We start from the raw sequence: 23,179 nt of genomic DNA, 5'->3' as shown, positions 1-23,179 counted from the left end.
TGTTTTTTCATCTTCAAATGGCTATCTAATAAAATTTTTATGCAGACAGTATTAATAACGGGCGGCACCGGAATGATTGGTAAAGCTATTACGCACCAGTTGTTACAAAAACATTACAGTGTAATTGTATTAAGCAGGAAACTGCCTGATGAAGTTGTGAAAACCCCGGGCCTGTCCTATGCAGCGTGGGATATTAAAAAACAAACAATTGATATGGAGGCAATAAAAACCGCGGATCATATCATACACCTTGCAGGCGCTGGTGTGGTTGATAAGAAATGGACTGAGGCTTATAAAAAAGAAATACTGGACAGTAGAACAGATAGCAGCAGTTTATTAGTTAGCAGCTTAAAAAAAAGTGCTAATAAAGTTAAAACTGTTGTAAGCGCATCTGCCATTGGTTGGTATGGTGCAGATAAAAGCGGCAAGCCATTTACGGAAACAGATCTGCCCGCAAACGATTTTCTCGGCAATACCTGCAGGTTGTGGGAACAGAGTATTGATGCTGTTATGGACCTGGGGATACGGCTTGTAAAACTTCGTACCGGGATTGTACTAAGTGCCATTGGTGGAGCGCTGGCAGAATTTAAGAAACCGCTTCATCTTGGCGTGGCTGGCATATTAGGTGAGGGAAAGCAAATGGTTAGCTGGATACATGTGGATGATCTTTGCAGGATGTATATCTCCGCGATAGAAAATGAATATCTGTCAGGCGTTTATAATGCAGTGGCGCCTGCGCCCGTTACCAATAAAGCCTTAACGATTGAACTGGCAAAGCAAATGAACGGTAAATGGTTTATACCAATTAAGGTACCTGTAATGGTGTTAAAATTAATGATGGGCGAAAGAAGTATTGAAGTTTTAAAAAGCACTACAGTAAGCGCTGCAAAAATTCAACAGGCTGGTTTTTCCTTTTTATACCCTGCTATCAGCGGTGCTTTAAAGCAATTGTGTCACAAGTAATAGTCCCGCAAAGAACGCTAAGTATATGGGATACAAAAGGGTTAATATGTTGCGTCAAATATTTTCTTTGTTCCCCCTGGAGTGAAACCATCTATAAATCGGTTTTTATAATCCGGTTATAACTCCACCAGCAAAACAGTACCAGGTAAGCAGCGCACAATACCATTACTACCGAGGTATAATCAGTTGGCAGCACACCCCTTGCCAGGCTTTTTACGGGATTATCAGGAAAAGTTAGTAAGCCGTCAGCTGCGTTCATGGGCAGGTAATCGCCCATACTGCCAAGATCAATGGTATTGTCTCTTCTTAATTTGATGCTCCAGATATCGAGTAGCTGCGACACGAAATTTTCAAAACCCATGTAGATAAAAAACATACCGGTCGCAAAACCTGTACGCCTTATCAGTACGCTGATTAACAAAGCCACCATATTATATGTAAGAGCCTTTAAAAAGAAAATTCCGGTGAATGAAAATCCTTCCAGCGAAAAAGAGGTGCCCGATGCCAGGCCAAAAACCAAGGCAGTCAGGATGACTAACGCCGTGCTTGCCAATGCGGCAATTATTGCTAACACAATCTTCACTTCAATAAACTGTTTCCTGCTCCATCCGTCGATGATATTTTGACGATGCGTGCGATAGGTGAATTCGTTTGTAACCAGCATAATAATTAATAAACCAGGCAGCAGCAAAATGCAACCGGCAAAATAACTTGTTGTATGCCAGGTTCTGTCAAAATCATATGGCGAAAATGAGCTCATCATTTTTGCTGCGTTCACCTCGCTAATCATGTTTTTATATACGCTGAAAGCCACATAATTAACGGCTACTACGCCCAATGCAAAAAAACTGCTTAGTATAATGAAGGCATTGTAATTTTTAATTTTCAGCCATTCTATCTTCAATAATTGTATCATAAAAAACAACTGTTTTAATTAGTCAGTTCAAAGAATTTAGATTCCAGGCTTTTCTTTTTAAGTTGCATATAATTCAGCACCACCCCGTTTTCAAAACAATAACGGTTAATGCTTTCCAGGTTGGTAGTGCCAACCGGATAAAACAACTGCAACAAATTATCATGTTCTTTTATATCGTTGTAACCGGTTAAACGGCCAATAATATTTTTTAGCTTTTCCATATCGGGTGCTCCCAATTCAACAATATCATCATTGGCTAAAATTTCATTTACATCCCCGGCTGCAATGAGTTTTCCCTTTTTCAAAATAGCCACATGCGTGCATACTTTTTCAACTTCGTCCAGTAAATGGCTGGCCATAATAATGGTTTTTCCTTGCTGGCGTAATTGCTTTATCAACTCCCGTATTTCTGCAATGCCCACTGGGTCAAGTCCGTTGGTTGGTTCATCAAAAATCAACACATCCGGATTACCCAATAAACAAGACGCAATGGCGAGCCGTTGTTTCATCCCCAATGAATAGGTACTAAAACGGGAATCTTTACGCTCTGTAAGATTCACTGTTTCCAGCACCTGCAGAATATCCTCATCACCTCTTTGTTTAATGGCAGCAGTGATTTTTAAATTTCTTACAGCAGATAAATAATGATAGAAATTAGGAGTTTCCAAAAAAGTACCAATCTTCCTCCGGCTGTTTTCATCCGGTGTGGTATCAAATAAAGTGTAACTGCCCGCAGTGGGTTTTAGAATGTCCATGATAATACCGAGCATGGTGGTTTTACCGCTTCCATTAGGCCCCAGTATACCAAACACCGAACCTTTCGGAACACTGAATGTAACGCCATTCAGGGCTTGCACTGCTCCATAATTCTTACATAAGTTATCAACAGAAAGAATCGACATAAGTTATTTGCAATTAGGGTTTGAAGATAAGGGATTTTATCACCGTGGAAGGACGCAAATGGGACCAGTGGCAATTACCGTTCGTGTTGCTGGTGCCAGATATTGCTGAAATTTCCGATCATGGCAATGCCGCTCCGGTTATAAGCAAGGCGTTGTAACTGCAGGTTGTCGATATCTTCCTGCAACACTTTCCTGGTAAAGGGATTGAGGGTTCCGCCAGGGGCCAGTGGTGCTGCTACAGGGCTGTACTGAAATTGCGGATCAACAATTGTACCTCTCGGATACATAATACCCGGCGTTCCCTTACCACGAATATCCAATATGTCCGGATGATCGAGGCCGATAGTATGGCCATATTCATGCGCCGCTGTAGTGGAATTGTTGAGCAGGTTATCCAGTAAAAAATACCCTGTATTACATCCTACTCCATCTACAAAAGAAATATTACCACTGGCAAATGCTTCAACCCTGAAATAATTATTGCGACGGCTGGTGTTTTCAAAAATCATCTCAGGCGTTAACGACTTTGCCCAGATGCCTTCAATATTAAAGACCACGTTATACACGGCATTTTTAATCCTTACTTTCCCTCCGGCTTCGTTCCAATGTTCGGCTATATCTTTCACAATTGCCAGGCTAAGAGCGTCATTAGCCGCATCGCCATAAAAAAACAATGTGGAATAAATGCAAAGCTGCTGGCTGGCTGGTTTAATTTCTGCTTCGCCCATGATGTAAAATTACACTTTTATTCTTCATCCTGAAGGGCGGAATAAGTGAAGGCGAACAATTGCCCACACACCTTTTACTATCGCTGTTGTCTAATCATCCTGGGGGTCAAGAACTTGATTTTAAGAGATTATTTACCCGGGTTGAGATTATATTTTTTAACTTGGGTAAATTTGTTTTATGAGCAACTACTGGGTACACCCCAACATAGCCAAAGCCAGTACCATTTCAACCGATGTGTACACCAGTAAAATAGTATTTGACGCGGCGAAAGAAAAAATATTTGCTCCTTCCTGGCAATTCATTGGCAGTAAAGAAATGGTAAAATTTAATGGCGACGTACAACCCTTCACCTTGCTGGAGAATTATATGAATGAACCACTGATGCTTACAAAAGATTCGGATGGCGGAGTGCATTGCCTGAGTAATGTATGTACGCACAGAGGGAATTTGATTGCTTACAAGCAATGCAGTAAGGCCACTAACCTGCGGTGCAAATATCATGGACGTCTTTTTGAGTTATCCGGCAAATTCATTTCAATGCCCGAGTTTAAAGAGGTTGAAAATTTCCCCGCCGAGGCGGACAACCTCCCGGTATTACCCTTATTCAGCTGGGGCAATTTATTGTTTACCAGCCTGCACCAAAAAGAAACTGCTTCCCATTATTTTAGCGAGATGATGGAGCGCATGCATTGGTTACCAATTCATGAATTTATTTATCGTCCTGATCTGGATAAGACTTTTAACATAGATGCTAATTGGGCCTTGTACTGCGAAAATTACCTGGAAGGCTTTCACATTCCTTTTGTGCACGCATCCTTAAACACTGCACTGAGTTTTGGCGATTATACAACAGAACTTTATGCCAAAGCCAGTCTGCAACTTGGCGTAAGTAAAGACGGTGCAGCGTGTTTTGATTTACCGGAAAGTTCTGTTGATTATGGTACCAAGGTAGCAGCTTATTATTTTTGGGTATATCCCAATATGATGTTTAATTTCTATCCCTGGGGTTTGTCGGTAAATATCGTTAGTCCGGTAGAAGTAAATAAAACCAAAGTTGCATTTTTAACTTTTATATGGAAAGAGGAATTGTATGATAAAGGTGCCGGCAGCGACCTGGATAAAGTTGAAATGGAAGATGAAGAAATTGTACAAAATGTTCAAAAAGGTATTATATCAAGGTTTTACCAGCAGGGCCGTTATTCTGTTACAAGAGAACAGGGCACGCATCACTTCCACCGTCTCCTTGCGGAGAGTTTAAATCGATGAGCTGCCCTACCGTTGTGACTGTTGCTAGTTGCGAAGCGGCTTACCGCTCTTCAAGATACTCTGTATTCTTTCAAGCGTTTTTTTCTCCCCGGTAAGGCTTAAAAACGCTTCCCTCTCCAGGTCTAAAAGATATTGTTCGCTTACCAGGGTAGGTTCGCTTAAATCGCCTCCGCACATTACGTAGGCTAATTTTTTAGCTACCGTAACATCGTGTGCAGTGGCATAGTTTGCTTTGTTCATTCCATTAATACCCGCCAGCAAAGTACCTAAAGCAGACCGGCCCATCACTTTAATATCCGTGCGTTGTACTGGCATAATATAACCATCGCTGTGCAGGTCGATCACCACTTGTTTGGCTTCTGCAACTCTTCTCCCGGGGTTGATACTTACCTGGTCGCGGCCTTTACGATAAATGCCCATCTCAAAAGCTTCTGCAGCAGAGGTTGCCACTTTGGCGGTTGCAATGGTAAGGAAACGATTTTGTATGGTAAGAATATCTACTTCACCTTCCTGTGTTTCGTCAGCCGCCCTTAACACAAACTCTTTGGTACCACCACCTCCGGGTATTACACCGATGCCAGCCTCAACCAGGCCCGTGTATGTCTCCGCCGCAGCGACCACTTTATCAGCATGCAGGCAAATTTCACAACCTCCACCCAAAGCCAGTCCATGTGGTGCCAGCACCACGGGTATGCCTGAATAACGCACCCGCATCATGGTATTTTGGAACATCCGGATGGCCATATCAATCTCATCATAATCCTGTTCAATGGCCAGCATAAAAATCATCCCAACGTTTGCGCCTGCACTAAAATTGGCGCCGTCATTAGCAATTACCAGGCCTTTATACTTATCTTCTGCTAGTGCAATTGATTTTTGAATGCCTTCCAATACTTCGCCACCGATGGACCCCATTTTTGTGTACCATTCCAGTCCAAGTACATCATCTCCCAAATGGTAGGTTCTGCAGGCGCTGTTTTTCCAGATGGTTTCATTGGCAAAATTTTTCATTACAATAAATGCATCGCCCCCTGGGACAGACTTATAATTTTTTGAGTTAACATCGTAGTATAAACGTTTTCCATTTTCAATTTTGTAGAAGGTAGCTGCACCAGAAGCCAGCATTGTTTCCACCCATGGGGCAACCTGGAAACCAGCCGCCTTCATGGCTTCTACAGTTTTAGCAACACCCAGCGCATCCCAGCTTTCAAATGCACCAATCTCCCATCCAAAGCCAGCCATCATGCCGTCATCTATGCGGTACAACTCATCGCTTATTTCAGGGATACGGTGAGAGATATAGGCAAATAAATGATAGTGAAACAAGCGGTAAAATTCACCTGCTTTATCTGTACCGGCACACAATGCTTTTAACCTCAATTTTAAATCGTCGATTGGTTTGGCAGTTTCAATTGTGGCAAACTTTGGCTTTTTGCGGGGTTCATATTCCAGTGTTGAAAGATTCAGCACCTGTATTTCTTTTTCGCCGCCAGCTGTTGCCGGCATCTTTTTAAAAAATCCCTGCCCGGTTTTATCGCCCAGCCAGTTATTCGCTACCATTTTATTTAACCAGGATGGGATAACAAACTGTTCCTTCGCCTCATCATCGGGGCAATTATCGTATACACCTTTGGCCACTTTTACCAGCGTATCAATACCTACCACATCAGCGGTGCGGAAAGTGGCTGATTTGGGGCGACCGATAACGGGGCCGGTCAGTGAATCAATTTCATCTACCGATAGCTGCAGTTTTTCCATGGTGTTCATTATCGCCATCATGCCAAATACGCCAATTCGGTTGGCGATAAAGGCCGGCGTGTCTTTACATAAAACAGTAGTTTTACCCAATTGCAGGCTGCCGTAATCCATCAAAAAACTAACCACACCTGGATCAGTAAAAGGAGTCGGAATAATTTCGAGTAAACGCAAATAGCGGGGCGGGTTAAAAAAATGCGTACCGCAAAAATGTTTTTTAAAATCATCGCTCCGGCCTTCGGCCATCAGGTGAATTGGAATGCCGGATGTGTTGGAACTTGTCAACGTTCCGGCTTTGCGGTATTTTTCAACTTCTGTAAAAATCGCTTGTTTAATGTCCAGTCTTTCTACCACTACTTCAATCACCCAGTCGCAACCGCCAATGTCCTTCATGTTGTCCGTGAAATTACCAGTTGTTATTTTTTTTACAACATCCTTTGTATACACCGGCGAAGGATTTGATCTAATCGCTGCGGTCAGTGCATCATTCACAATTTTATTTTTGTCAGCAAGCTTTGCATCCGCGGGTAAATCCTTTGGTTGCATATCAAGCAATAAAACCTGCAAGCCCACACCGGCAAAGTGACAGGCAATGCGGCTGCCCATTACACCACTTCCTAATACCGCTACTTTTTTGATGATTCTTTTCATATGTATTTTTTAGCCCGTTGGGGATTGGCAAAATTAGTTAGTTAAACAACTATTTTGAAATTCGAAGGTAGCATTTTTAAATTATGCGAAAAATAAAAATCACTGCATAAATGTATGATTGGAAACTAAATCAGTTAAGTGAATTGGCTCATTGTCCAAAAACGGATGGCTGGTTATTGCACTAAATTATCAGGGATAAAGTACAATTTTAACTTGAGCATCGCTGCCCAGGGAATAGTTGAAAATATTACTTACAAAGCTGTACCTGTCTTTTTCTGCCCATATAAGAACCGGGTAGTTCGGAAAAAATTTTTTAAGCATAGGGTATTGAAAATAGTAACCCGATAAGGCGCTCGCAGGATATTTTGTAAGGTTGCCGGCAATAGTGTCAATAACAGAGGTAATTTGCTTTTCAGTAAGCAGGTAGGGATTAAAAAATGGTGTATAATAACTCGTAAAAAAACCACTATCACAAAAATCCGGCAAACACTCCGGCACAGAAGACTCAATAATGACCTTGTTTTGGAGCTGGTATTGCTGCCGCAAAAACGAAATATATCGCAGAGACTTCTCTTTGTTGACAGGTGTCAGGTTTTTAAAATCCAACCAGATAGAAGCCGTTAGTTGCCTGGCTTTATATACATTTAAAATCTCTTCTATAAAAGGATGATTGCTTTCAGATGAATCATGATATACCAGCAATTTATTTTTACTGGTGTCAAAATACACATCCATTTCGAGTCCGGCCGTACCTGCAGGAAGCTGCTCCATTTTTTGAACCGTATTCACTGCCTTGCTCCATTTTTTGTTGGCCACTACCAAAGGCTGCTCACGTAATTTTAAATATTGGGGGCTACGATTTATGGTGAACGATTTTGGTACCAGCACACGACTCATACCTTTATGCAAAATAATATCTGCCGCCAGGCATATCAGCAATATGAGCACTGAGAGTGTATATTTGTTCAGTAAAAAATAACTTTTCTTCATTTAAATAAAGCCCCCGGCTTGGTTACTTTAAAAAACACATTCATCAAAGAAAAAACATCCCTACTGTTTTTTTCAAAGCTACTTATTTTACTAGGCGCTTTAAAATGTGTTTTCTTTTTTTATAATTATCGTGTAGCTAACGGCTGGTCGGTAGTTGATGCAAAAAATGCATTTCAGATAATTAAATGGTCTGTTTTGTATGATATTTTTTGCATTGCCCTCATTCACCTGCCATTGTTTATTTTTATTTCAGCGGCTACTCAACTGGTTCAAAAAAAACTAATTGCCTTGCCGCTTTTATTAATTTTTACATTAGCTGACACCCTTTTGATTGTGCTGAACCTGGCAGATATTTTTTACTTCCGTTTTCACCTCCAACGGGCCGATGCCGACCTGCTGTATGTTTTACGAAATCCTTTTGCCAATAGCACATTTACTGTTTTGTTGCTCGTACTGCTGATTGTATCGGCCAGTATCACAATAGCCTGGATTGTACACAGCAACTTATCCAAACTATTACACCCAGCCGCAACTGGTAAACCCTTTATACTGACACTTATTTTACTACTGCTTTTTACCTTGCTCTTTTTTTGGAATGGCACAAAAAAAACACTGCCGTCTTATCCGCTAACCCAGCTGGAGCCTGTTCAATTGCCGCTGGCACAAAACTCTTTTCATACTTTTATCTATTCCCTTTACAGGCAAAATGAAACTGCTTTACCGGCCGCAAATTATATGTCACCACAACAGGCTGCCCTGTTGTTTCCTGCATGGAAAAAAAATAAAACAGCTGGAGTGACTGATAAAAAAAATATCGTGCTGTTTATTATGGAAAGTATCCCATATGATTTTTTCGACAAGAGCAGCCCGTACAAAGTAGCAATGCCGTTTATAGACAGCCTTGTAAATAAAAGTACTTTTTTCAGTAACGCATTTAGTTTTTCTTACAGCTCAAACAAAGGAATTACCGCTATACTTGCCGGATTGCCAACATTGACTGATATTCCTTTGTATCATTCCAATTTTTTATCCATGGAGCGAAGTGAGGTTGGAAAATTGCTGGCAAAAAATAATTACAGTTCTTCTTTTTTTATTGGCGATAATTATGATGATATGGGATTTGCGCAATGTTGCAAATGGTTGGGCATACAGCATTATTATTGCATGAAAGATATCCCTGGGTACCGGCAAATGGAAAAGCACAGCCTGGGTTTACACGATGAATATGTACTCTCTTTTATGCAACAAAAGATAGCCGCAATGCAACAGCCTTTCTTTGCGGCACAGTACAATATCAGCACACATTACCCCAACGATTTGCCTAAATCGTTTAATGACAGATATCCCCGGCAAAATACCACACCTTCTATGAAAACGATGGCGTATTACAATGATTGCCTGCAGCAGTTTTTTAAAGAAGCTGCTACAAAAAATTGGTATAAGAACACGGTATTTATTTTTTGCGCAGATCACTGGGCTACTCCGGATGCAGACAATGTAAAGCTGGACGAAACCAGTGGATTTAGAATACCGGTGTTTATTTATGAACCCGGCAAAGAAACCAAACGCACGATTGCTTCCCCCGTAAGTCAGCTGGATGTGGTGAACACTATTTTGCAGACAGGCAGTAAACAAGACAGTGTGTTGAGTTATGGCACAAGCCTGACTGATACTATATTACAGCCCAACCGGACTGTTTTTACCAAGATGAACAACGCAGTGTATGAGGCCATCAATAACGAATATGTACTGGGCTTTAATGCCATTGAAGGAAAGTCATTGTATTATTTTGATTACCTGACAGATACCCGGAAACAACATAATCTGCTGTCCCAACCCCGCTATACAACCGGCATTGACAGCATGGCCTTACGCATGAAGGCTTTTCTGCAAACAGCTTCTGCACATTACCGTAACAAGCATATTAGTAATTGACACCGGAAATTGCAGCCCTCGTTTTTTAAGATTGGTAGCAGGATTAAAATGTTAGTGCGTCAAATCTATAATTGAAGCTCTTTATCGCTGGGATTTAACTATGAGTATTAACAGCAAATCACCATCTGAAATTGCGATCGGCACCGATGGGCAGACCGCAATTTCAGGCTCGTCAAAATAAAAATATTCGCTGAATCGAAGGCGCTGCACAAAGCTGGAAAAGTATAAGAGAGTGACACAACAATGATATATTGAAATACCTCTGCCGGCAGAAAATATTTACTACTAACTTACCCCACTACCGTTTTTCACCGCTTCATCCGGGTTTACAAATTTTAATTTACCATCTGCATCTTCGGCCATTAATATCATCCCGTTACTTTCTATGCCCCTCATTTTTCGTGGTGCAAGATTGGTGACTACAGTAACCTGTTTTCCAACAATTGCAGAAGGATCAAAGTGCATAGCGATGCCGCTCACAATAGTTCTTACTTCAGCGCCCAAATCTACTTCAAGCTTTAATAATTTATCTGCCTTGGCTACCTTTTCAGCAGCTATGATGGTACCTACTTTTAAATCTATTTTTGCAAAATCTTCAAAATTAATTTCAGGCTTCTTTGCTTCAGTCACTTCAATAGCAGCGGCTGTTTCAGCTACAGTTACTTTTTCTGCTGCTTCCTTGTTTTCTTTTTCCATTTTAATTTTTTCGCTTTTAATCTTTAATTTTTCTACCTGCTCTGTAACTTCCGAATCTTCAATTTTTCTGAATAACAATTGTGGTTCCCGCAATGAATAGCCTACACTCAATAAGTTGGGTTTACCTGCATTTGACCAGTCCAGCATTTTCTCCACCACCTTCATCATGTAACACATTTTTTTGGCCGCATGTGGTAAAAAGGGATTGATGTACACGGCCAGGTTAGCCGTTAACTGCAAACAAATATGCAGGCAATTATCAATTAACTGCTGCCCTGCAGGATTGGTCTCCAAACTTTTCGCCACAATCCAGGGTTGCTTTTCCTGCATGTATTTGTTGCCCTTCCTGGCGAGGTCAATCACTTCATATTGTGCATCCCTGAACTTATATGTTTCAAGCAAGCCGCTGATGGTAACTTTTGTCTGCGCTATTTCCTGCAGTAAAGTCTTATCTGTTTCATCCAGCAATGCTGCATGCAATGGTGGTACTTTCCCCTTACACAATTTATGCATCAGCACAAAAGCCCTGTTTACAAAATTGCCAAATACATCCACCAGCTCGCCTTTCACTGCATCCTGAAAACCCTTCCAGGTAAATTCACTGTCCTTGGTTTCCGGCGCAATGGCGGTAAGGTAATAGCGCAATGCATCCACCATCTGGTCGCCACCATTTTCTTTTTTTACAAAGTCGTTGATGTAATCATCCATCTCAATACTCCATCCGCGGCTGGTGCTCATCTTATCTCCTTCCAGATTCATGAACTCGTTGCTCGGTACATTATCCGGTAACACATTCCCATGCAGTTTCAGCATTACGGGAAATATGATCGCATGAAACACAATGTTATCCTTGCCTATAAAATGTACCAGCTTGGTATCTTCATTGTACCAGTAAGGTTTCCAGTCTTTATCCTTGTCCAGCGCCCATTGCTTGGTAGCACTGATATAACCGATGGGGGCATCAAACCAAACGTATAATACTTTGCCCTTCGCTCCTTCCACATTTTGTGGAAGAGCAATGCCCCAATCAAGGTCACGTGTTACCGCTCTTGGCATCAAACCTGCATCCAGCCAGCTTTTACATTGGCCAAGCACATTGGCTTTCCAGTCATCTTTATGATCCGTCAATATCCATTGGCGCAAAAATTCTTCATGACGGTTTAATGGCAGGTACCAGTGTTTGGTCGCTTTTTTAATCGGCGCATTGCCACTTAAAGTACTCCTCGGGTTAATCAATTCTTCCGGGCTAAGAGAGGTCCCACATCTTTCACACTGATCTCCGTAAGCGTTTTCATTGCCACACACCGGGCAGGTACCTACAATGTAGCGGTCAGCCAAAAATGTATTGGCTTCCTCATCAAAATATTGCTCTGTTTCTTTTACTTCCAGGTCGCCGTTGTCATTTAAATAGGTAAAAAACTCCCGGGCCGTTTCATGGTGAATGGGCTCAGATGTACGGTGATAAATATCGAACGAAATACCCAGGTCGGCCATATTGCTTTTCAGCATGGCGTGGTATTTATCTACAATGGCCCTTGGAGTTGTATTTTCTTTCATCGCCTGTATGGTAATAGCAGCACCATGTTCATCGCTGCCACATACATACACCACATCTTTTTTTTGCGCCCTTAAATAACGCACATAAATATCTGCCGGCAAATAAGCCCCCGCCAAGTGGCCGATGTGTTTTGGACCGTTTGCATAAGGTAATGCCGAGGTAATTAAATATCTTTTTGGTTCTGTCATAATGCTTTTTTTGTCCTGTCTGTTGTACTACTATTTAAGCTTCATTGGCGTCGCACTCTTTTACATCAATTCAATATTAAACGCTTTCAAATCAAAACAACCTGCAGGTAATAAATGCTCTTCCCTTCTTTACATGTTAATTTGCAAACATGCAGACTAAATTAAATATAAACGCTGCAAATTTACCTAAAGCAAGTGCAATCCCCAAACAAAGAAAAACCTCCGCAGCGGGCGGAGGTTTCAATGGCTTTCAACGGAAAAATTATTTTTTCAATTCGTTTATTTCAACCTGTGGTACCAGTACTTTATTACACTTCTCTGTTACAATATCTTTTGCCAATTCGAATGTAGCTTGTTGCTTTACGTCTTCAGAAGATGCAGCTGCTTTAACAATGTATCTACCAGCCTCTGCCACCCAAGATGTGCTGTTAGTATCGAAAGATGCCAGGTCGGCAGCAGTAATCACAAATTCAACAGTCTGGCTTTTACCGGGTTGTAGCAGGGCTGTTTTAGCGAATGCCTTCAACTCTTCGGCAGGCTTGGCCAATTTAACCGCAGGTGCGCTTATATACAACTGCACCACTTCTTTACCGGCTACTTTACCTGTGTTGGTAATAGTTAGTTTCGCAGTAATGCTACCATTCAATACTGGAGAACTTAAGGTAAGATTGCTGTAGGCAAAATTGGTATACGATAAACCGAAACCAAACTCGTATGCGGGTTTTACTTTAAATGTATTGTAATACCGGTAGCCAACATAAATACCATCTTCGTAAGTCACTTCCGCCGGAACCTGCCGCATGCCCAGCATACCGGTAACAGCACGCTCAGGAAATTCCTTACCCGGAAAACTCTTTGCAGAAGGGACATCATCGTAAGCGGCTGGGAATGTGGTTGCCAGCTTACCAGAAGGATTTACTTTGCCGCTTAACACATCAGCAATGGCATTTCCACCTTCCAAACCAGGCTGCCATGCCATTAAAATGCCATCCACCGCATCTCTCCATCTGGTAACATCCACCACGCCGCCTGTATTCAATACCACTACCACTTTTTTATGCTGCGCATGAAAAGCATTGGCGACTGTTTTAATCATCACCATTTCTGTATCGTTCAAATAATAATCTCCCGGTAATTTTCTGTCACTTCCTTCACCCGCATTTCTTCCAATGGATATGATGGCTATCGATGCAGAAGATGCCTTTTGTGTAACCATTTTTTCCTCCGCAACAAGTTCAGCGATGGGTGGAGTGGGGTGCATGAACTCCTCAAAGAATCCCTTTTTTGGATGTTTTATTTTTTCTTCCTTTAAATAATTGGTGTAAGTGTTCTGCAATGCTGCATCTAATTTAAAACCTGCCGAGGTAAGCCCCTGCGCCAACGAAACAGTATAAGCCTTATTTACATCACCGCTTCCTGTACCGCCCGCAATCAGGTCGTAACCATTATTACCAAACAGGGCGACAACTGTACCCTTTGAACCCAAAGGCAGGGCATTGCTTTTATTTTGCAGCAGTATCATTCCTTCTGCAGCAGCCGTACGCGAAAGTGCTGCATCCTTTGCCAAATCGGGTTTGTCGCTGAATTTGTATCCTTTGAAAGCTGGCGATTCCAAAATTACATTGAGCATTCTTTCCACATTTTCATCCAGCACTTTTACATCCAGCGAGTCATGCTGAACAGCAGAAATAATCGCCTGCGATTGTTGTGTCGTACCCGGCATCAGTAAATCATTACCCGCTTTCATTTGTGCAACCGGATCTTTTCCTCCAAACCAGTCTGTCATTACAAAACCTTTAAAGCCCCATTCTTTTCTAAGTATGGTGGTAAGCAAATCATATTCCTGGGAGGTATAGGTTCCGTTGATTAAATTATAGGAACTCATCACCGTCCATGGCTGCGATTTTTTAACGGCAATCTGAAAACCTTTTAAATAGATTTCCCTGAGTGCCCTTTCGCTAAGGATGGTGTTCACCGTATTGCGGTTGGTTTCCTGGTTGTTGGCAGCGAAATGTTTGATGGAAGTACCAACACCGTTGGATTCGATTCCGTTAACCATCGCAGCAGTGATATTGCCGGCAACAACCGGATCTTCGCTATAATATTCAAAGTTTCTTCCGCCCTGGGGATTGCGGTGAATGTTTAACGCCGGCGCCAGCAAAATGTCCACGCCATATTCATGTACTTCGCTGCCAAAGGCAACACCTACATTTCTAACCAGTGCGGTGTCCCATGAAGAAGCCAGCAACGTACCAATAGGCCAGGCAGTTGCATAAAATGTTTTGGAACTATCGCCGTTTCTAACCGGATCAATGCGTACCCCCGCTGGTCCATCAGCAACTACTATTGACGGAATGCCCAATCGCGGAATGGCAAATGTTGTACCTGCTGCACCGGGCACTTTGTCCTGCGTAGTTCCAACTACCGGCCCGCCGGGCGGCTTCATTCCAGGCATCTTAAATCCGTTACCAGTGAGCAGTTTGGCTTTTTCTTCCAGCGTCATGGCGGCGACTATTTCTTTTACCGGGCTTTTGCCCAACTTTGGTAATTGTGCCGAAGCGGCACCCAATAAATGAACCGATATAAACAAACAATAAATTCTTTTCATACAGAAGCTTTGTGTTATAGTGATGTAATTTTTTTTTATTCCAGTTCAGCAACAGCTCTCACCAGTAATGCACCATTCGCGGCTTTTAAAGCAACTGCATTACTTTTTGTTCCATCCACGAGTGCTTTGTACAATTCGGTTTTGCCATTGTCTTTTATTTCCAGCATCAACTGAAATGTATTACCCGCTTTTGTTTTAGTGGTAAGAAAAAAATTATCGGTAGGTGTAGCCTCAGCATAATTGGTTGCCGTATCCTTTGTAGCAGCCTGCCAGCCTGGTGACATTGCAGGTGTAAAACTGTTAGTTTCAGTCTCGCCTTCATACAACGCATGGCGTTTATCGGCCTCACCGGAAGTGACCTCAATTGTTTTGGCCGGCACAAAAAGATTATCGATAAAATTACCGGCTGTATCGGTTGTCCAGATAGTGATAACAGGCGTAATTACTTCGTTACTTTTTTCAATAATCAATTGAATGGTTTTGCCCTGTTTATCCTTATTGGTAATAATCTTATCAAAAGATGCTTTTTCCATACGGCCGCCTTTGCCACCGCCACCACGGGTTAAGTCTTCTCCAAAATGCTGTATCTCTCCGAAAGGCGGGAGGCTAAACCCGGCACCTAATAAAAAAATGCCAACAACTGCAGCGGCAACAAGAAACTCCTTTTTTATGCCACCTTCTTTACGATCCTTGGTATATACTTTCAGAGAGGGCCAGTTATTTTTAATATGGAAAAAGGCAAAGCCAATAAATATCAGGCCAAGCAACACGTGAATAGATGTTACAAACTCTGGTTTTAAACCGAAATAAAGCAGTAAACCGGTAACGGACAGGAATAAAAAAGCCAGTGCAATGCTAAGGCTGATGATGTTTTTCTTTTTCATAATTTTTAATTGTCTGCAAACTTAATTAACAATTACCGCCCACTTTTTGAAATGAGACAAAGCGTTAAAAAATTGCGACAACGGCCTGATCGTTCTTATTTCACAAAGATAAAAGTTCATTGCGTTAATATGACACAATGGTAAATTATTTTTTTCTCTCCAATAATTTTATTTTTAATGTGCCTGCAGCCCTTTATTTTTATAGTATGAGTTTCGATAAAGAATTAAGCGAGCACTTTTTGCTTGGTCATGAAAAATATCTGCGTAATATTTCTGTTGACTGCATCATTTTTGGATTTGATAAAAATGAATTAAAAGTATTGTTATTATATGCCAAGTATGCCAAACTATGGGCGCTGCCGGGTGGCTTCGTGTTAAAAGATGAACACATGGACGAATCGGCCAAACGAATTCTAAAGGAACGTACAGGACTGGAAGAAATTTACATGCAGCAGTTTCATGTATTCAGTGATCCTTCAAGATCGACAAAAAAAATCAATCAGCAGTTTTTAAAAAATGCAGGCGTAAAAATTAATGAAAGCTGGATGTTTGAAAGATTTGTAACCGTTGGTTATTCAGCGCTGGTGAATTTTCCTGAGGTAAAGCCGGTACCCGATGTTTTATCCAGTTCCTGCGAATGGTTTAATATTCATGACATACCTGAGATGTTGCTGGACCATCGTGAAATTTTAAAAAAAGCGCTGGAGAATTTGCAATCCCAATTAAATTACCATCCGGTTGGGTATAATCTTTTACCCGAAAAATTTACGATGCCGGAACTACAAAAATTGTACGAAACAATTTTGGACCGGCAACTCGACCGAAGAAATTTTCAGCGAAAAATTTTAAGTACGGGCATTTTAAAAAGATTAAATGAAACAAAAAAAGGCGTAGCACATAAGGCGCCGTGGTTGTACAAATTTGATTTACGTAAATATCAAAAAGCTTTAAAAGGTGGAATGGGCTTTGAATTATAACGGGGCGGTGCAATACTCAATTGACAAACGATGAACCGAAAAAAATTTATATCCTCTGTAGTACCGCTGGCAGCCTCGTTTCCAGGAATTGCAACACTTGCATCTTCTGAAGAACCTGAAGGTAAAACTGTTATACCTTCTTACTTAAAAAAAGACGACACTATCGGAATTTCCTGCCCTGCCGGCTTTATTACCAATGAAGACATGTTACCGGCAGTGAACAAATTAACTGAATGGGGCTTTAAAATAAGTTTTGGTACTACAGTTGGAAAAAAGGATTTTACTTTTGGCGGTACCGACGAAGAAAGGAGAAATGACTTTCAGCAAATGCTGGATGACAAAAAAATAAAGGCTATCCTTTGTGCACGGGGAGGTTATGGTGCTGTAAGAATCATTGACAATTTAAACTTTAAACAGCTTGAACTGCATCCAAAATGGATCATTGGCTTCAGCGATATTACCGTGCTGCACAGTCACCTGAACCGCAACTATGGCATTGCTTCCATCCATTCAAAAATGTGCAACAGTTTTCCGGCCGACTGGAGCCTGGCTGAACCGGTACAAAAAGAAAGTATTGAAAGTATTTATAAATGCCTCATTGGGGAGAAAATGACTTATTCTTTTTTGCCAAACATTAAAAACAAATTGGGCGTTGCAACCGGCACTTTGGTTGGTGGCAATTTAAAAACGCTTGAGTCTTTGGCAGGAAGTAAAAGCGATATCATCACAAAAAATAAAATACTTTTTGTAGAAGATACCGGTGAGTATTTGTACAGCATTGACCGTATGTTCTGGAACTTAAAAAGAAGTGGCAAGCTTTCTTCCCTTGCCGGTTTGATTGTAGGTGGCTTCAAAATAAAACCTGATGATCCCGGTGAAGAATTTGGAAAAGCACTGGAAGATATCGTGCTGGAGAAAGTAAAGGAATATGATTATCCGGTTGCATTTGATTTTCCGGTGGGACATCAGAAATATAATGTTGCTTTAAAATGTGGTGTAAAGCATACCTTAAAAGTTGAATTAAATAGCAGCATGTTAACTGAAAAATTATGATAAAAACTCCTCCCTATTTAAAAAAAGGCGACACTATTGGCATTACCTGCCCGGCCGGTTACATGGCTAAAGAAAAAGCACAGACATGTATTGATACATTACAACAGTGGGGCTACCAGGTAATGGTGGGCAAAACACTGGGCAGTAACTCAGCAAACTATTTTTCAGGTACCGATGAAGAACGGCTGAATGAGTTACAAGCTATGCTGGATGATGACAGCATTCATGCAATTTTATGTGGACGCGGTGGCTACGGTACCAGCAGGATTATTGACCGGCTAGATTTTAAAAAATTTAAGCGAAAACCCAAATGGATCATTGGTTTTAGTGACATCACTGTTTTGCACAATCATATTTTTACAACCTGCAAAACAGCCAGCATACATGCGCCAATGGCATCCGCTTTTAATGATGGTGGTGCGGAAAATGAGTATGTGCTCTCTTTGAAACAAATGCTGGCTGGTAAAAAAAATAAATACACCTCAGCTACTCATGCGTACAACCAGCAGGGAAACGCAAGCGGTGAACTGGTGGGTGGCAACCTGTCGCTGCTGGCACATTTAACAGGTACACCATCTGACGTCAACACAAAAAATAAATTACTTTTTATCGAAGACATCGGAGAATATCTTTATGGCATCGACCGTATGTTGTACCAGTTAAAACGCAGTGGCAAACTGGATAACCTTGCCGGTTTAATTATCGGCGGTTTTACGGATATGAAAGATACAGACAGGCCATTTGGGAAAAATATTGATGAAGTGATTTATGATATAGTAAAAGATTATGCTTACCCCATATGCTTTCACTTCCCGGTTAGCCATGGTACGGAAAACTATGCATTAAAAATAGGTGGTACTTACCAGTTGACTGTTGGTAAAACTAAAGTGCAGTTATCGGAACAATAAATTATTGCAGCAGCAAAGAATCCAGCTTTTGATGAAAAAGCGCATACTCGTTGAGGTTATGATGCGTGCCATTTTGGATTGTAATAAACTGATCAGTTGGTTTTAAAACCGTTTTTAGTCTGGAAGCACAACTGTAAGGAATGACACCATCTGATGTTCCATGAAAAATGGTGACAGGAACTTTGATTTTAGCCAGGTATTCGTTAGATGGAATAGTATAATCAGTCATGGCGCTTACAGGATAAATGGGTGCATAGCAGCCAAACAAATCGGCAATGCTGTAATAAGGTGTTTCTAAAATCAGTTGGCTGCATTGTTGTGTGGATGCAAGGTAAGCCGCGATGCCGGTGCCAAATGACTTGCCGTAAACAACAATATTGTTTGCAGGAAAAGCTGCAGTTGCCAGTGCATAGATTTGTTTTGCCTGCCGGTACAATACTTTTTCATTTCGGGTACCAGTACTTTTTCCAAAACCCGGGTAATCTTCCATCCACACTTCATAACCATGTTTGGTAAAATTGGCTGCAAATTTTGCATAGCGGTTAATATTTCCCTTGTTACCGTGAAAGTAAATGACAACTCCTTTTCGCAGTGAATCTGCCGGAAAAAATTTCACCATATTGATGGTATCTTTTGTATTAAAAGGAATGTCATATTCTTTAAATGGAACATTAAAATGATACTGGTAATTCCTCGCAAGATGTACCGGGTGAAACAAAAACAAGTTCTGCAAAAAATACAAAGCAATCCCGATGCATACATATACAATAACCAACCATTTTAGCCACTTCCTCATTTTAATTTTTATCCTGTTATTCATCTGAAGTATTTATTCTAAAGTTGCCCAACACATTTACTGATATCAGGGCGCTAAAATATCCCTGATGAAATTATGATATTCCGGAAAGGAAGGCAGGTTATTGTGGCCACCGCCCTGTATGCGTATCAGGGTTATTTTTCGTGGATTTAAGGCCTGCAATTTTTCGCTGTTGCTGATAGGTATCAGCCAGTCTTTGGTACCATGCAAAATATAAGTATGGCAGTTAACTTTAGGTATCCATTTATCTGTCCGCATGTGAAACCGCAACACAAAACGCATCGGCAAGATGGGTAAAAAACGTTCAACCACTTTTTTAAAGCTAAAATAAGGTGCATCTAAAATTAAATACCGGGGCTTGTTCTCGCTGGCCAAATTAGCTGCAAAACCGCTTCCCAGGCTTCTTCCATAAATAATCAGGTGATTTTCATGATGCTTAGTGGCGAGTGTATCGTATACAAACTGCATGTCTTTGTGCATGTCTTTTTCACTTCTTTTGCCCGTGCTTTTTCCAAAACCGCGGTAATCTACCAGCACCACATCATAGCCATAGCGGTAAAAATCTTTGGCATATTTTGCCCAGCCCTTTATACTTCTTGAATTACCATGAAAATACAGGATCAGGCCCAAGGGTTTTTCAACATAAAAGTGAAGTCCGTTGATGCTTACGCCTTCTGCCACATCAAAAAATAATTCCCTGAATGGCACATCGTACTGGTATTTAAAGTCGGGCTTTAATTTTTCGGGTTTAAAAATAAACCGTTCCTGCGCCAGGTAAGCTACGGCGAGCAAAACCAGGTAGCCCATGATTATATAGATGATGGTAGATGACAAGTTGGTGAGACAGTTTACTTTATGCTGACTGCCATTGCTGAATGTACAAATAATAAAGCAAAATGAAATGGCTGAACACAGCATTTGCGTGAGGGATAGTAACGGAAAGCCCGGTGACGGTGAGTGCGCAGGGCCTGTGCCGGACTTGGAGTGGATAGCCCGGCCGCCTGGCGGACACGCTCAAATCCTTTTATATAATGTCACTTATTGATTTCCGAAAGCTGTCTTCCAGGCTTCGGTGCCGCCGGTAAGATTGTATAAATTTTTAAACGGAAATTTTTGCAGTAAACGCTGAATGGCAATCTGGCTGCGAACGCCGGCCCGGCAATACAAAACAACCGGTTTGTCTTTTTCTATTTCAGCAAGGTGTTTGGTGATTTCTGCCAGCGGAAATAATGTGCCCCCTATATTAAAATCAGCATGTTCATATGGCTCCCTCGTATCAATCAACTGGAAATCTGTTTGATTATCCATCAGTTCCTTTAACTGGATAACGGTAATGCTTTTTGTTTGCTGCATGTTGTAAGCAGGTTTAAATAGGCTACATTTCTTCTTCCTCGTCAGTATAAATTCTTCTCAATTTAAACTTGCTGGTGGGCGCCACCACCAATGGGTATTTTTCAACCGATACATTGCTTTGCTCCAGGCCAAAACCACGTTCTTCACTCAAAGAAATTTCCTTTATCCAGAAATACAAATGCATGATGATCCGCTCCATAAATGGCAGCTCATTGTCCTGTGACAAGAATTTTTCCATCACCACAAACTGAAAATCGCCCACCACATTATTGCGCTGCTGGCTTTCGTAGCGGCTGGTAACATTTACCTCTTTATTGGCCACCAGATCTTCCACCACTTTCTTAAACATCAGGTTTACCCTTGGCGCAATCCTGAAGCCCAGCCTGAATTCCACGCGGATGATATCGTTGGGGATGATATGGTCAACGATGTATTCACAAGTATAAGGGTCATCGAGTGTATCCAGGTGCACAAACCAAAAAATATCCGCCCGCTTTGGCTTGCCGCTTAAGATGCTGTAAATAATTTTGTGCTCAATTTCTTTTGGATTATTGGCACTCGTCATGTAAACCAGGTGGGTGGCATATTTAGGAACCGTGGTATCATTACTTAACTCTTCGAGCTTGGGAATGTACTCTTCCATGCGTACAAACTCAACGTAGCGGTTTTTAATTTTACGGCTACGGTACCACACATACATTACCACAAATAAACCTCCGCCAACAAGCAGGGCTATGAAACCACCGTGCGGAAATTTATCGAGGTTGGCTGAAAGAAAGCTTATTTCGATGGAAAGATATACCACTAAAAAAAGATAGATCCACACACTGGAAGTTCTGCGGGAAATTAAATAATTGGCAAATAAAATAGTGGTGGCCAGCATACACAAGGTGATAGCCAAACCATATGCCGCTTCCATGGCGCTGGACGATTTAAAATACAACACGATGGTACAGCAACCTATAAAAAGTAACAGGTTAATTCCGGGAATATACAATTGGCCCTTGGCTTCGGACGGATAATTGATTTTCATCTTCGGCCAAAGATTCAGGCGGATAGCTTCCGAAATTAAAGTGAAGGAACCACTGATCAATGCCTGGCTGGCGATGATAGCTGCCAGTGTCGCAATTACCAAACCGATCAACCGGAACTGCTCGGGCATTACACCGAAAAAAGGATTGAAACCACCTTTTATCATTTCATCTGTAATAGTCTGGCCGCCATGATGCGATAATAACCAGGCTCCCTGGCCGAGGTAGTTTAATATCAGGCAACTTTTTACAAATATCCAGGAGAAACGGATATTGGCCCGCCCGCAGTGGCCAAGGTCGCTATATAATGCTTCTGCACCCGTTGTACATAAAAAAACCGCTCCCAATATCCAGAAGCCCTTTGGATAATTTGTAAGTAATTTAATTGCGTAATAAGGATTGAAGGCCCTGAAAATATCCCAGTCATCTGTAAGGTGAATGATACCAAATACGGCCAGCATGGTAAACCAGATCATCATAATAGGGCCAAACAATTTGCCTATAGAAGCGGTACCAAATTGTTGTAAAAAAAACAGGAATAACAATATACCCAGTACAATATAAATTATGGTGATTTGCTCAATGTGTTTAAATGCATCAATCTGTTTTAAACCTTCAATTGCTGAAGAAACTGAGATAGGTGGCGTGATCATACCATCGGCCAGCAGGGCAGCTCCGCCAATCATCGCTGGAATTACCAGCCATCGTTTTTGTCGCCTTACAAGTGTATACAATGAAAATATGCCTCCTTCCCCTTTGTTATCCGCCCTTAAAGTAAGCACCACATATTTAAGTGTTGTTTGCAGCGTAAGCGTCCAGATAATACAGGAGAGTCCCCCTACTATGAGGATTTCACTTATTGGTTTGCTGTTGATGATGGCATTGAAAACGTACAATGGAGAAGTTCCTATGTCTCCGTAAATAATTCCTAAAGCAACAATTAAACCTGCAGCTGTTACTTTGTTAACCTGTTTTTGCACTAGCTATATTTTTGGTAAG

Annotated in this window: 18 protein-coding genes; 6 read left to right on the top strand and 12 right to left on the bottom strand. The window is 41.4% G+C overall.

The window, feature by feature from the left end; genetic code table 11:
* Positions 1-39 precede the first annotated feature (39 nt).
* Positions 40-963 carry a TIGR01777 family oxidoreductase gene (locus JWR61_RS01250; RefSeq protein WP_301926059.1) on the top strand — a complete coding sequence of 308 codons (924 nt, stop codon included), beginning with the start codon at positions 40-42 and terminating at the stop codon, positions 961-963.
* Positions 964-1,054: 91 nt separating this feature from the next.
* Here JWR61_RS01250 and JWR61_RS01245 read toward each other — a convergent pair whose 3' ends face one another.
* The 3 genes from JWR61_RS01245 to JWR61_RS01235 all read right to left on the bottom strand — a co-directional run bounded on the left by JWR61_RS01245 (position 1,055) and on the right by JWR61_RS01235 (position 3,509).
* Positions 1,055-1,879, bottom strand: a complete 825-nt coding sequence (locus tag JWR61_RS01245) for an ABC transporter permease subunit (protein ID WP_301926058.1) — start codon at positions 1,877-1,879, stop codon at positions 1,055-1,057.
* A 14-nt stretch (positions 1,880-1,893) separates the two neighbouring features.
* A complete protein-coding gene (locus JWR61_RS01240) occupies positions 1,894-2,781 on the bottom strand; it encodes an ABC transporter ATP-binding protein (protein ID WP_301926057.1) in 888 nt (295 codons plus the stop codon).
* A 74-nt stretch (positions 2,782-2,855) separates the two neighbouring features.
* Complete coding sequence (locus JWR61_RS01235) at positions 2,856-3,509, bottom strand: peptidase M10 (RefSeq protein ID WP_301926056.1); 654 nt, start codon at positions 3,507-3,509, stop codon at positions 2,856-2,858.
* Positions 3,510-3,687: 178 nt separating this feature from the next.
* Here JWR61_RS01235 and JWR61_RS01230 point away from each other — a divergent pair, with 178 nt between their 5' ends.
* Positions 3,688-4,776, top strand: coding sequence for an aromatic ring-hydroxylating dioxygenase subunit alpha (locus JWR61_RS01230; RefSeq protein ID WP_301926055.1), 1,089 nt, complete (start codon positions 3,688-3,690; stop codon positions 4,774-4,776).
* A 24-nt stretch (positions 4,777-4,800) separates the two neighbouring features.
* On the opposite strand, the gene JWR61_RS01225 is transcribed toward JWR61_RS01230, so the two are convergent.
* Both JWR61_RS01225 and JWR61_RS01220 read right to left on the bottom strand, forming a co-directional pair.
* The gene (locus tag JWR61_RS01225) at positions 4,801-7,182 is read right to left on the bottom strand and encodes a 3-hydroxyacyl-CoA dehydrogenase/enoyl-CoA hydratase family protein (RefSeq protein WP_301926054.1); all 2,382 of its coding nucleotides are present in this window, start codon (positions 7,180-7,182) and stop codon (positions 4,801-4,803) included.
* A gap of 189 nt (positions 7,183-7,371) precedes the next feature.
* Positions 7,372-8,172 carry a hypothetical protein gene (locus JWR61_RS01220; protein WP_301926053.1) on the bottom strand — a complete coding sequence of 267 codons (801 nt, stop codon included), beginning with the start codon at positions 8,170-8,172 and terminating at the stop codon, positions 7,372-7,374.
* 195 nt (positions 8,173-8,367) lie between these two features.
* On the opposite strand from JWR61_RS01220, the gene JWR61_RS01215 reads away from it, so the two are divergent.
* Entirely contained in the window at positions 8,368-10,107 is a 1,740-nt protein-coding gene (locus tag JWR61_RS01215) for an LTA synthase family protein (protein WP_301926052.1), read from the top strand.
* A 285-nt stretch (positions 10,108-10,392) separates the two neighbouring features.
* Here the strand turns inward: JWR61_RS01215 and metG are convergent, their stop codons facing one another.
* The 3 genes from metG to JWR61_RS01200 all read right to left on the bottom strand — a co-directional run bounded on the left by metG (position 10,393) and on the right by JWR61_RS01200 (position 16,041).
* Positions 10,393-12,549 (bottom strand): methionine--tRNA ligase, encoded by a 2,157-nt coding sequence (metG, locus tag JWR61_RS01210; RefSeq protein ID WP_301926051.1) that lies wholly within the window; start codon positions 12,547-12,549, stop codon positions 10,393-10,395.
* Between the two features lie 262 nt (positions 12,550-12,811).
* Positions 12,812-15,157, bottom strand: a complete 2,346-nt coding sequence (locus tag JWR61_RS01205; RefSeq protein WP_301926050.1) for a glycoside hydrolase family 3 C-terminal domain-containing protein — start codon at positions 15,155-15,157, stop codon at positions 12,812-12,814.
* A 35-nt stretch (positions 15,158-15,192) separates the two neighbouring features.
* Positions 15,193-16,041: a DUF4405 domain-containing protein gene (locus tag JWR61_RS01200; protein WP_301926049.1), complete on the bottom strand. Its 849-nt coding sequence runs from the start codon at positions 16,039-16,041 to the stop codon at positions 15,193-15,195.
* 137 nt (positions 16,042-16,178) lie between these two features.
* On the opposite strand from JWR61_RS01200, the gene JWR61_RS01195 reads away from it, so the two are divergent.
* Genes JWR61_RS01195 through JWR61_RS01185 form a run of 3 tightly spaced genes read left to right on the top strand, consistent with a single transcriptional unit; the run spans position 16,179 to position 18,979 of the window.
* Entirely contained in the window at positions 16,179-17,018 is an 840-nt protein-coding gene (locus tag JWR61_RS01195) for an NUDIX domain-containing protein (RefSeq protein ID WP_301926048.1), read from the top strand.
* A 30-nt stretch (positions 17,019-17,048) separates the two neighbouring features.
* On the top strand, positions 17,049-18,071 hold the full coding sequence (locus JWR61_RS01190; RefSeq protein WP_301926047.1) for an LD-carboxypeptidase: 1,023 nt from the start codon (positions 17,049-17,051) through the stop codon (positions 18,069-18,071).
* On the top strand, positions 18,068-18,979 hold the full coding sequence (locus JWR61_RS01185) for an LD-carboxypeptidase (RefSeq protein WP_301926046.1): 912 nt from the start codon (positions 18,068-18,070) through the stop codon (positions 18,977-18,979). Before JWR61_RS01190 ends, JWR61_RS01185 begins: the two co-directional genes overlap by 4 nt.
* A 1-nt stretch (position 18,980) precedes the next feature.
* Here JWR61_RS01185 and JWR61_RS01180 read toward each other — a convergent pair whose 3' ends face one another.
* From JWR61_RS01180 to JWR61_RS01165, 4 genes are all read right to left on the bottom strand, one after another.
* On the bottom strand, positions 18,981-19,799 hold the full coding sequence (locus JWR61_RS01180; RefSeq protein WP_301926045.1) for an alpha/beta hydrolase: 819 nt from the start codon (positions 19,797-19,799) through the stop codon (positions 18,981-18,983).
* A 42-nt stretch (positions 19,800-19,841) separates the two neighbouring features.
* The gene (locus JWR61_RS01175; protein ID WP_301926044.1) at positions 19,842-20,714 is read right to left on the bottom strand and encodes an alpha/beta hydrolase; all 873 of its coding nucleotides are present in this window, start codon (positions 20,712-20,714) and stop codon (positions 19,842-19,844) included.
* Positions 20,715-20,834: 120 nt separating this feature from the next.
* Positions 20,835-21,149: a rhodanese-like domain-containing protein gene (locus JWR61_RS01170; protein ID WP_301926043.1), complete on the bottom strand. Its 315-nt coding sequence runs from the start codon at positions 21,147-21,149 to the stop codon at positions 20,835-20,837.
* 22 nt (positions 21,150-21,171) lie between these two features.
* Positions 21,172-23,160 carry a KUP/HAK/KT family potassium transporter gene (locus tag JWR61_RS01165; protein ID WP_301926042.1) on the bottom strand — a complete coding sequence of 663 codons (1,989 nt, stop codon included), beginning with the start codon at positions 23,158-23,160 and terminating at the stop codon, positions 21,172-21,174.
* Between the last annotated feature and the right edge of the window lie 19 nt (positions 23,161-23,179).

The organism is Ferruginibacter sp., from assembly GCF_028288465.1.
Lineage (GTDB): Bacteria > Bacteroidota > Bacteroidia > Chitinophagales > Chitinophagaceae > Ferruginibacter.
This window is presented reverse-complemented; position numbering and strand designations above follow the sequence as displayed.

Excerpts from the sequence above, each read along its gene's own strand:
- JWR61_RS01250 (WP_301926059.1), top strand. The coding sequence starts at position 40 with ATGCAGACAGTATTAATAACGGGCGGCACCGGAATGATTGGTAAAGCT.
- JWR61_RS01245 (WP_301926058.1), bottom strand. The coding sequence starts at position 1,879 with ATGATACAATTATTGAAGATAGAATGGCTGAAAATTAAAAATTACAAT.
- JWR61_RS01240 (WP_301926057.1), bottom strand. The coding sequence starts at position 2,781 with ATGTCGATTCTTTCTGTTGATAACTTATGTAAGAATTATGGAGCAGTG.
- JWR61_RS01235 (WP_301926056.1), bottom strand. The coding sequence starts at position 3,509 with ATGGGCGAAGCAGAAATTAAACCAGCCAGCCAGCAGCTTTGCATTTAT.
- JWR61_RS01230 (WP_301926055.1), top strand. The coding sequence starts at position 3,688 with ATGAGCAACTACTGGGTACACCCCAACATAGCCAAAGCCAGTACCATT.
- JWR61_RS01225 (WP_301926054.1), bottom strand. The coding sequence starts at position 7,182 with ATGAAAAGAATCATCAAAAAAGTAGCGGTATTAGGAAGTGGTGTAATG.
- JWR61_RS01220 (WP_301926053.1), bottom strand. The coding sequence starts at position 8,172 with ATGAAGAAAAGTTATTTTTTACTGAACAAATATACACTCTCAGTGCTC.
- metG (WP_301926051.1), bottom strand. The coding sequence starts at position 12,549 with ATGACAGAACCAAAAAGATATTTAATTACCTCGGCATTACCTTATGCA.
- JWR61_RS01205 (WP_301926050.1), bottom strand. The coding sequence starts at position 15,157 with ATGAAAAGAATTTATTGTTTGTTTATATCGGTTCATTTATTGGGTGCC.
- JWR61_RS01200 (WP_301926049.1), bottom strand. The coding sequence starts at position 16,041 with ATGAAAAAGAAAAACATCATCAGCCTTAGCATTGCACTGGCTTTTTTA.
- JWR61_RS01195 (WP_301926048.1), top strand. The coding sequence starts at position 16,179 with ATGGTAAATTATTTTTTTCTCTCCAATAATTTTATTTTTAATGTGCCT.
- JWR61_RS01190 (WP_301926047.1), top strand. The coding sequence starts at position 17,049 with ATGAACCGAAAAAAATTTATATCCTCTGTAGTACCGCTGGCAGCCTCG.
- JWR61_RS01185 (WP_301926046.1), top strand. The coding sequence starts at position 18,068 with ATGATAAAAACTCCTCCCTATTTAAAAAAAGGCGACACTATTGGCATT.
- JWR61_RS01180 (WP_301926045.1), bottom strand. The coding sequence starts at position 19,799 with ATGAATAACAGGATAAAAATTAAAATGAGGAAGTGGCTAAAATGGTTG.
- JWR61_RS01175 (WP_301926044.1), bottom strand. The coding sequence starts at position 20,714 with ATGCTGTGTTCAGCCATTTCATTTTGCTTTATTATTTGTACATTCAGC.
- JWR61_RS01170 (WP_301926043.1), bottom strand. The coding sequence starts at position 21,149 with ATGCAGCAAACAAAAAGCATTACCGTTATCCAGTTAAAGGAACTGATG.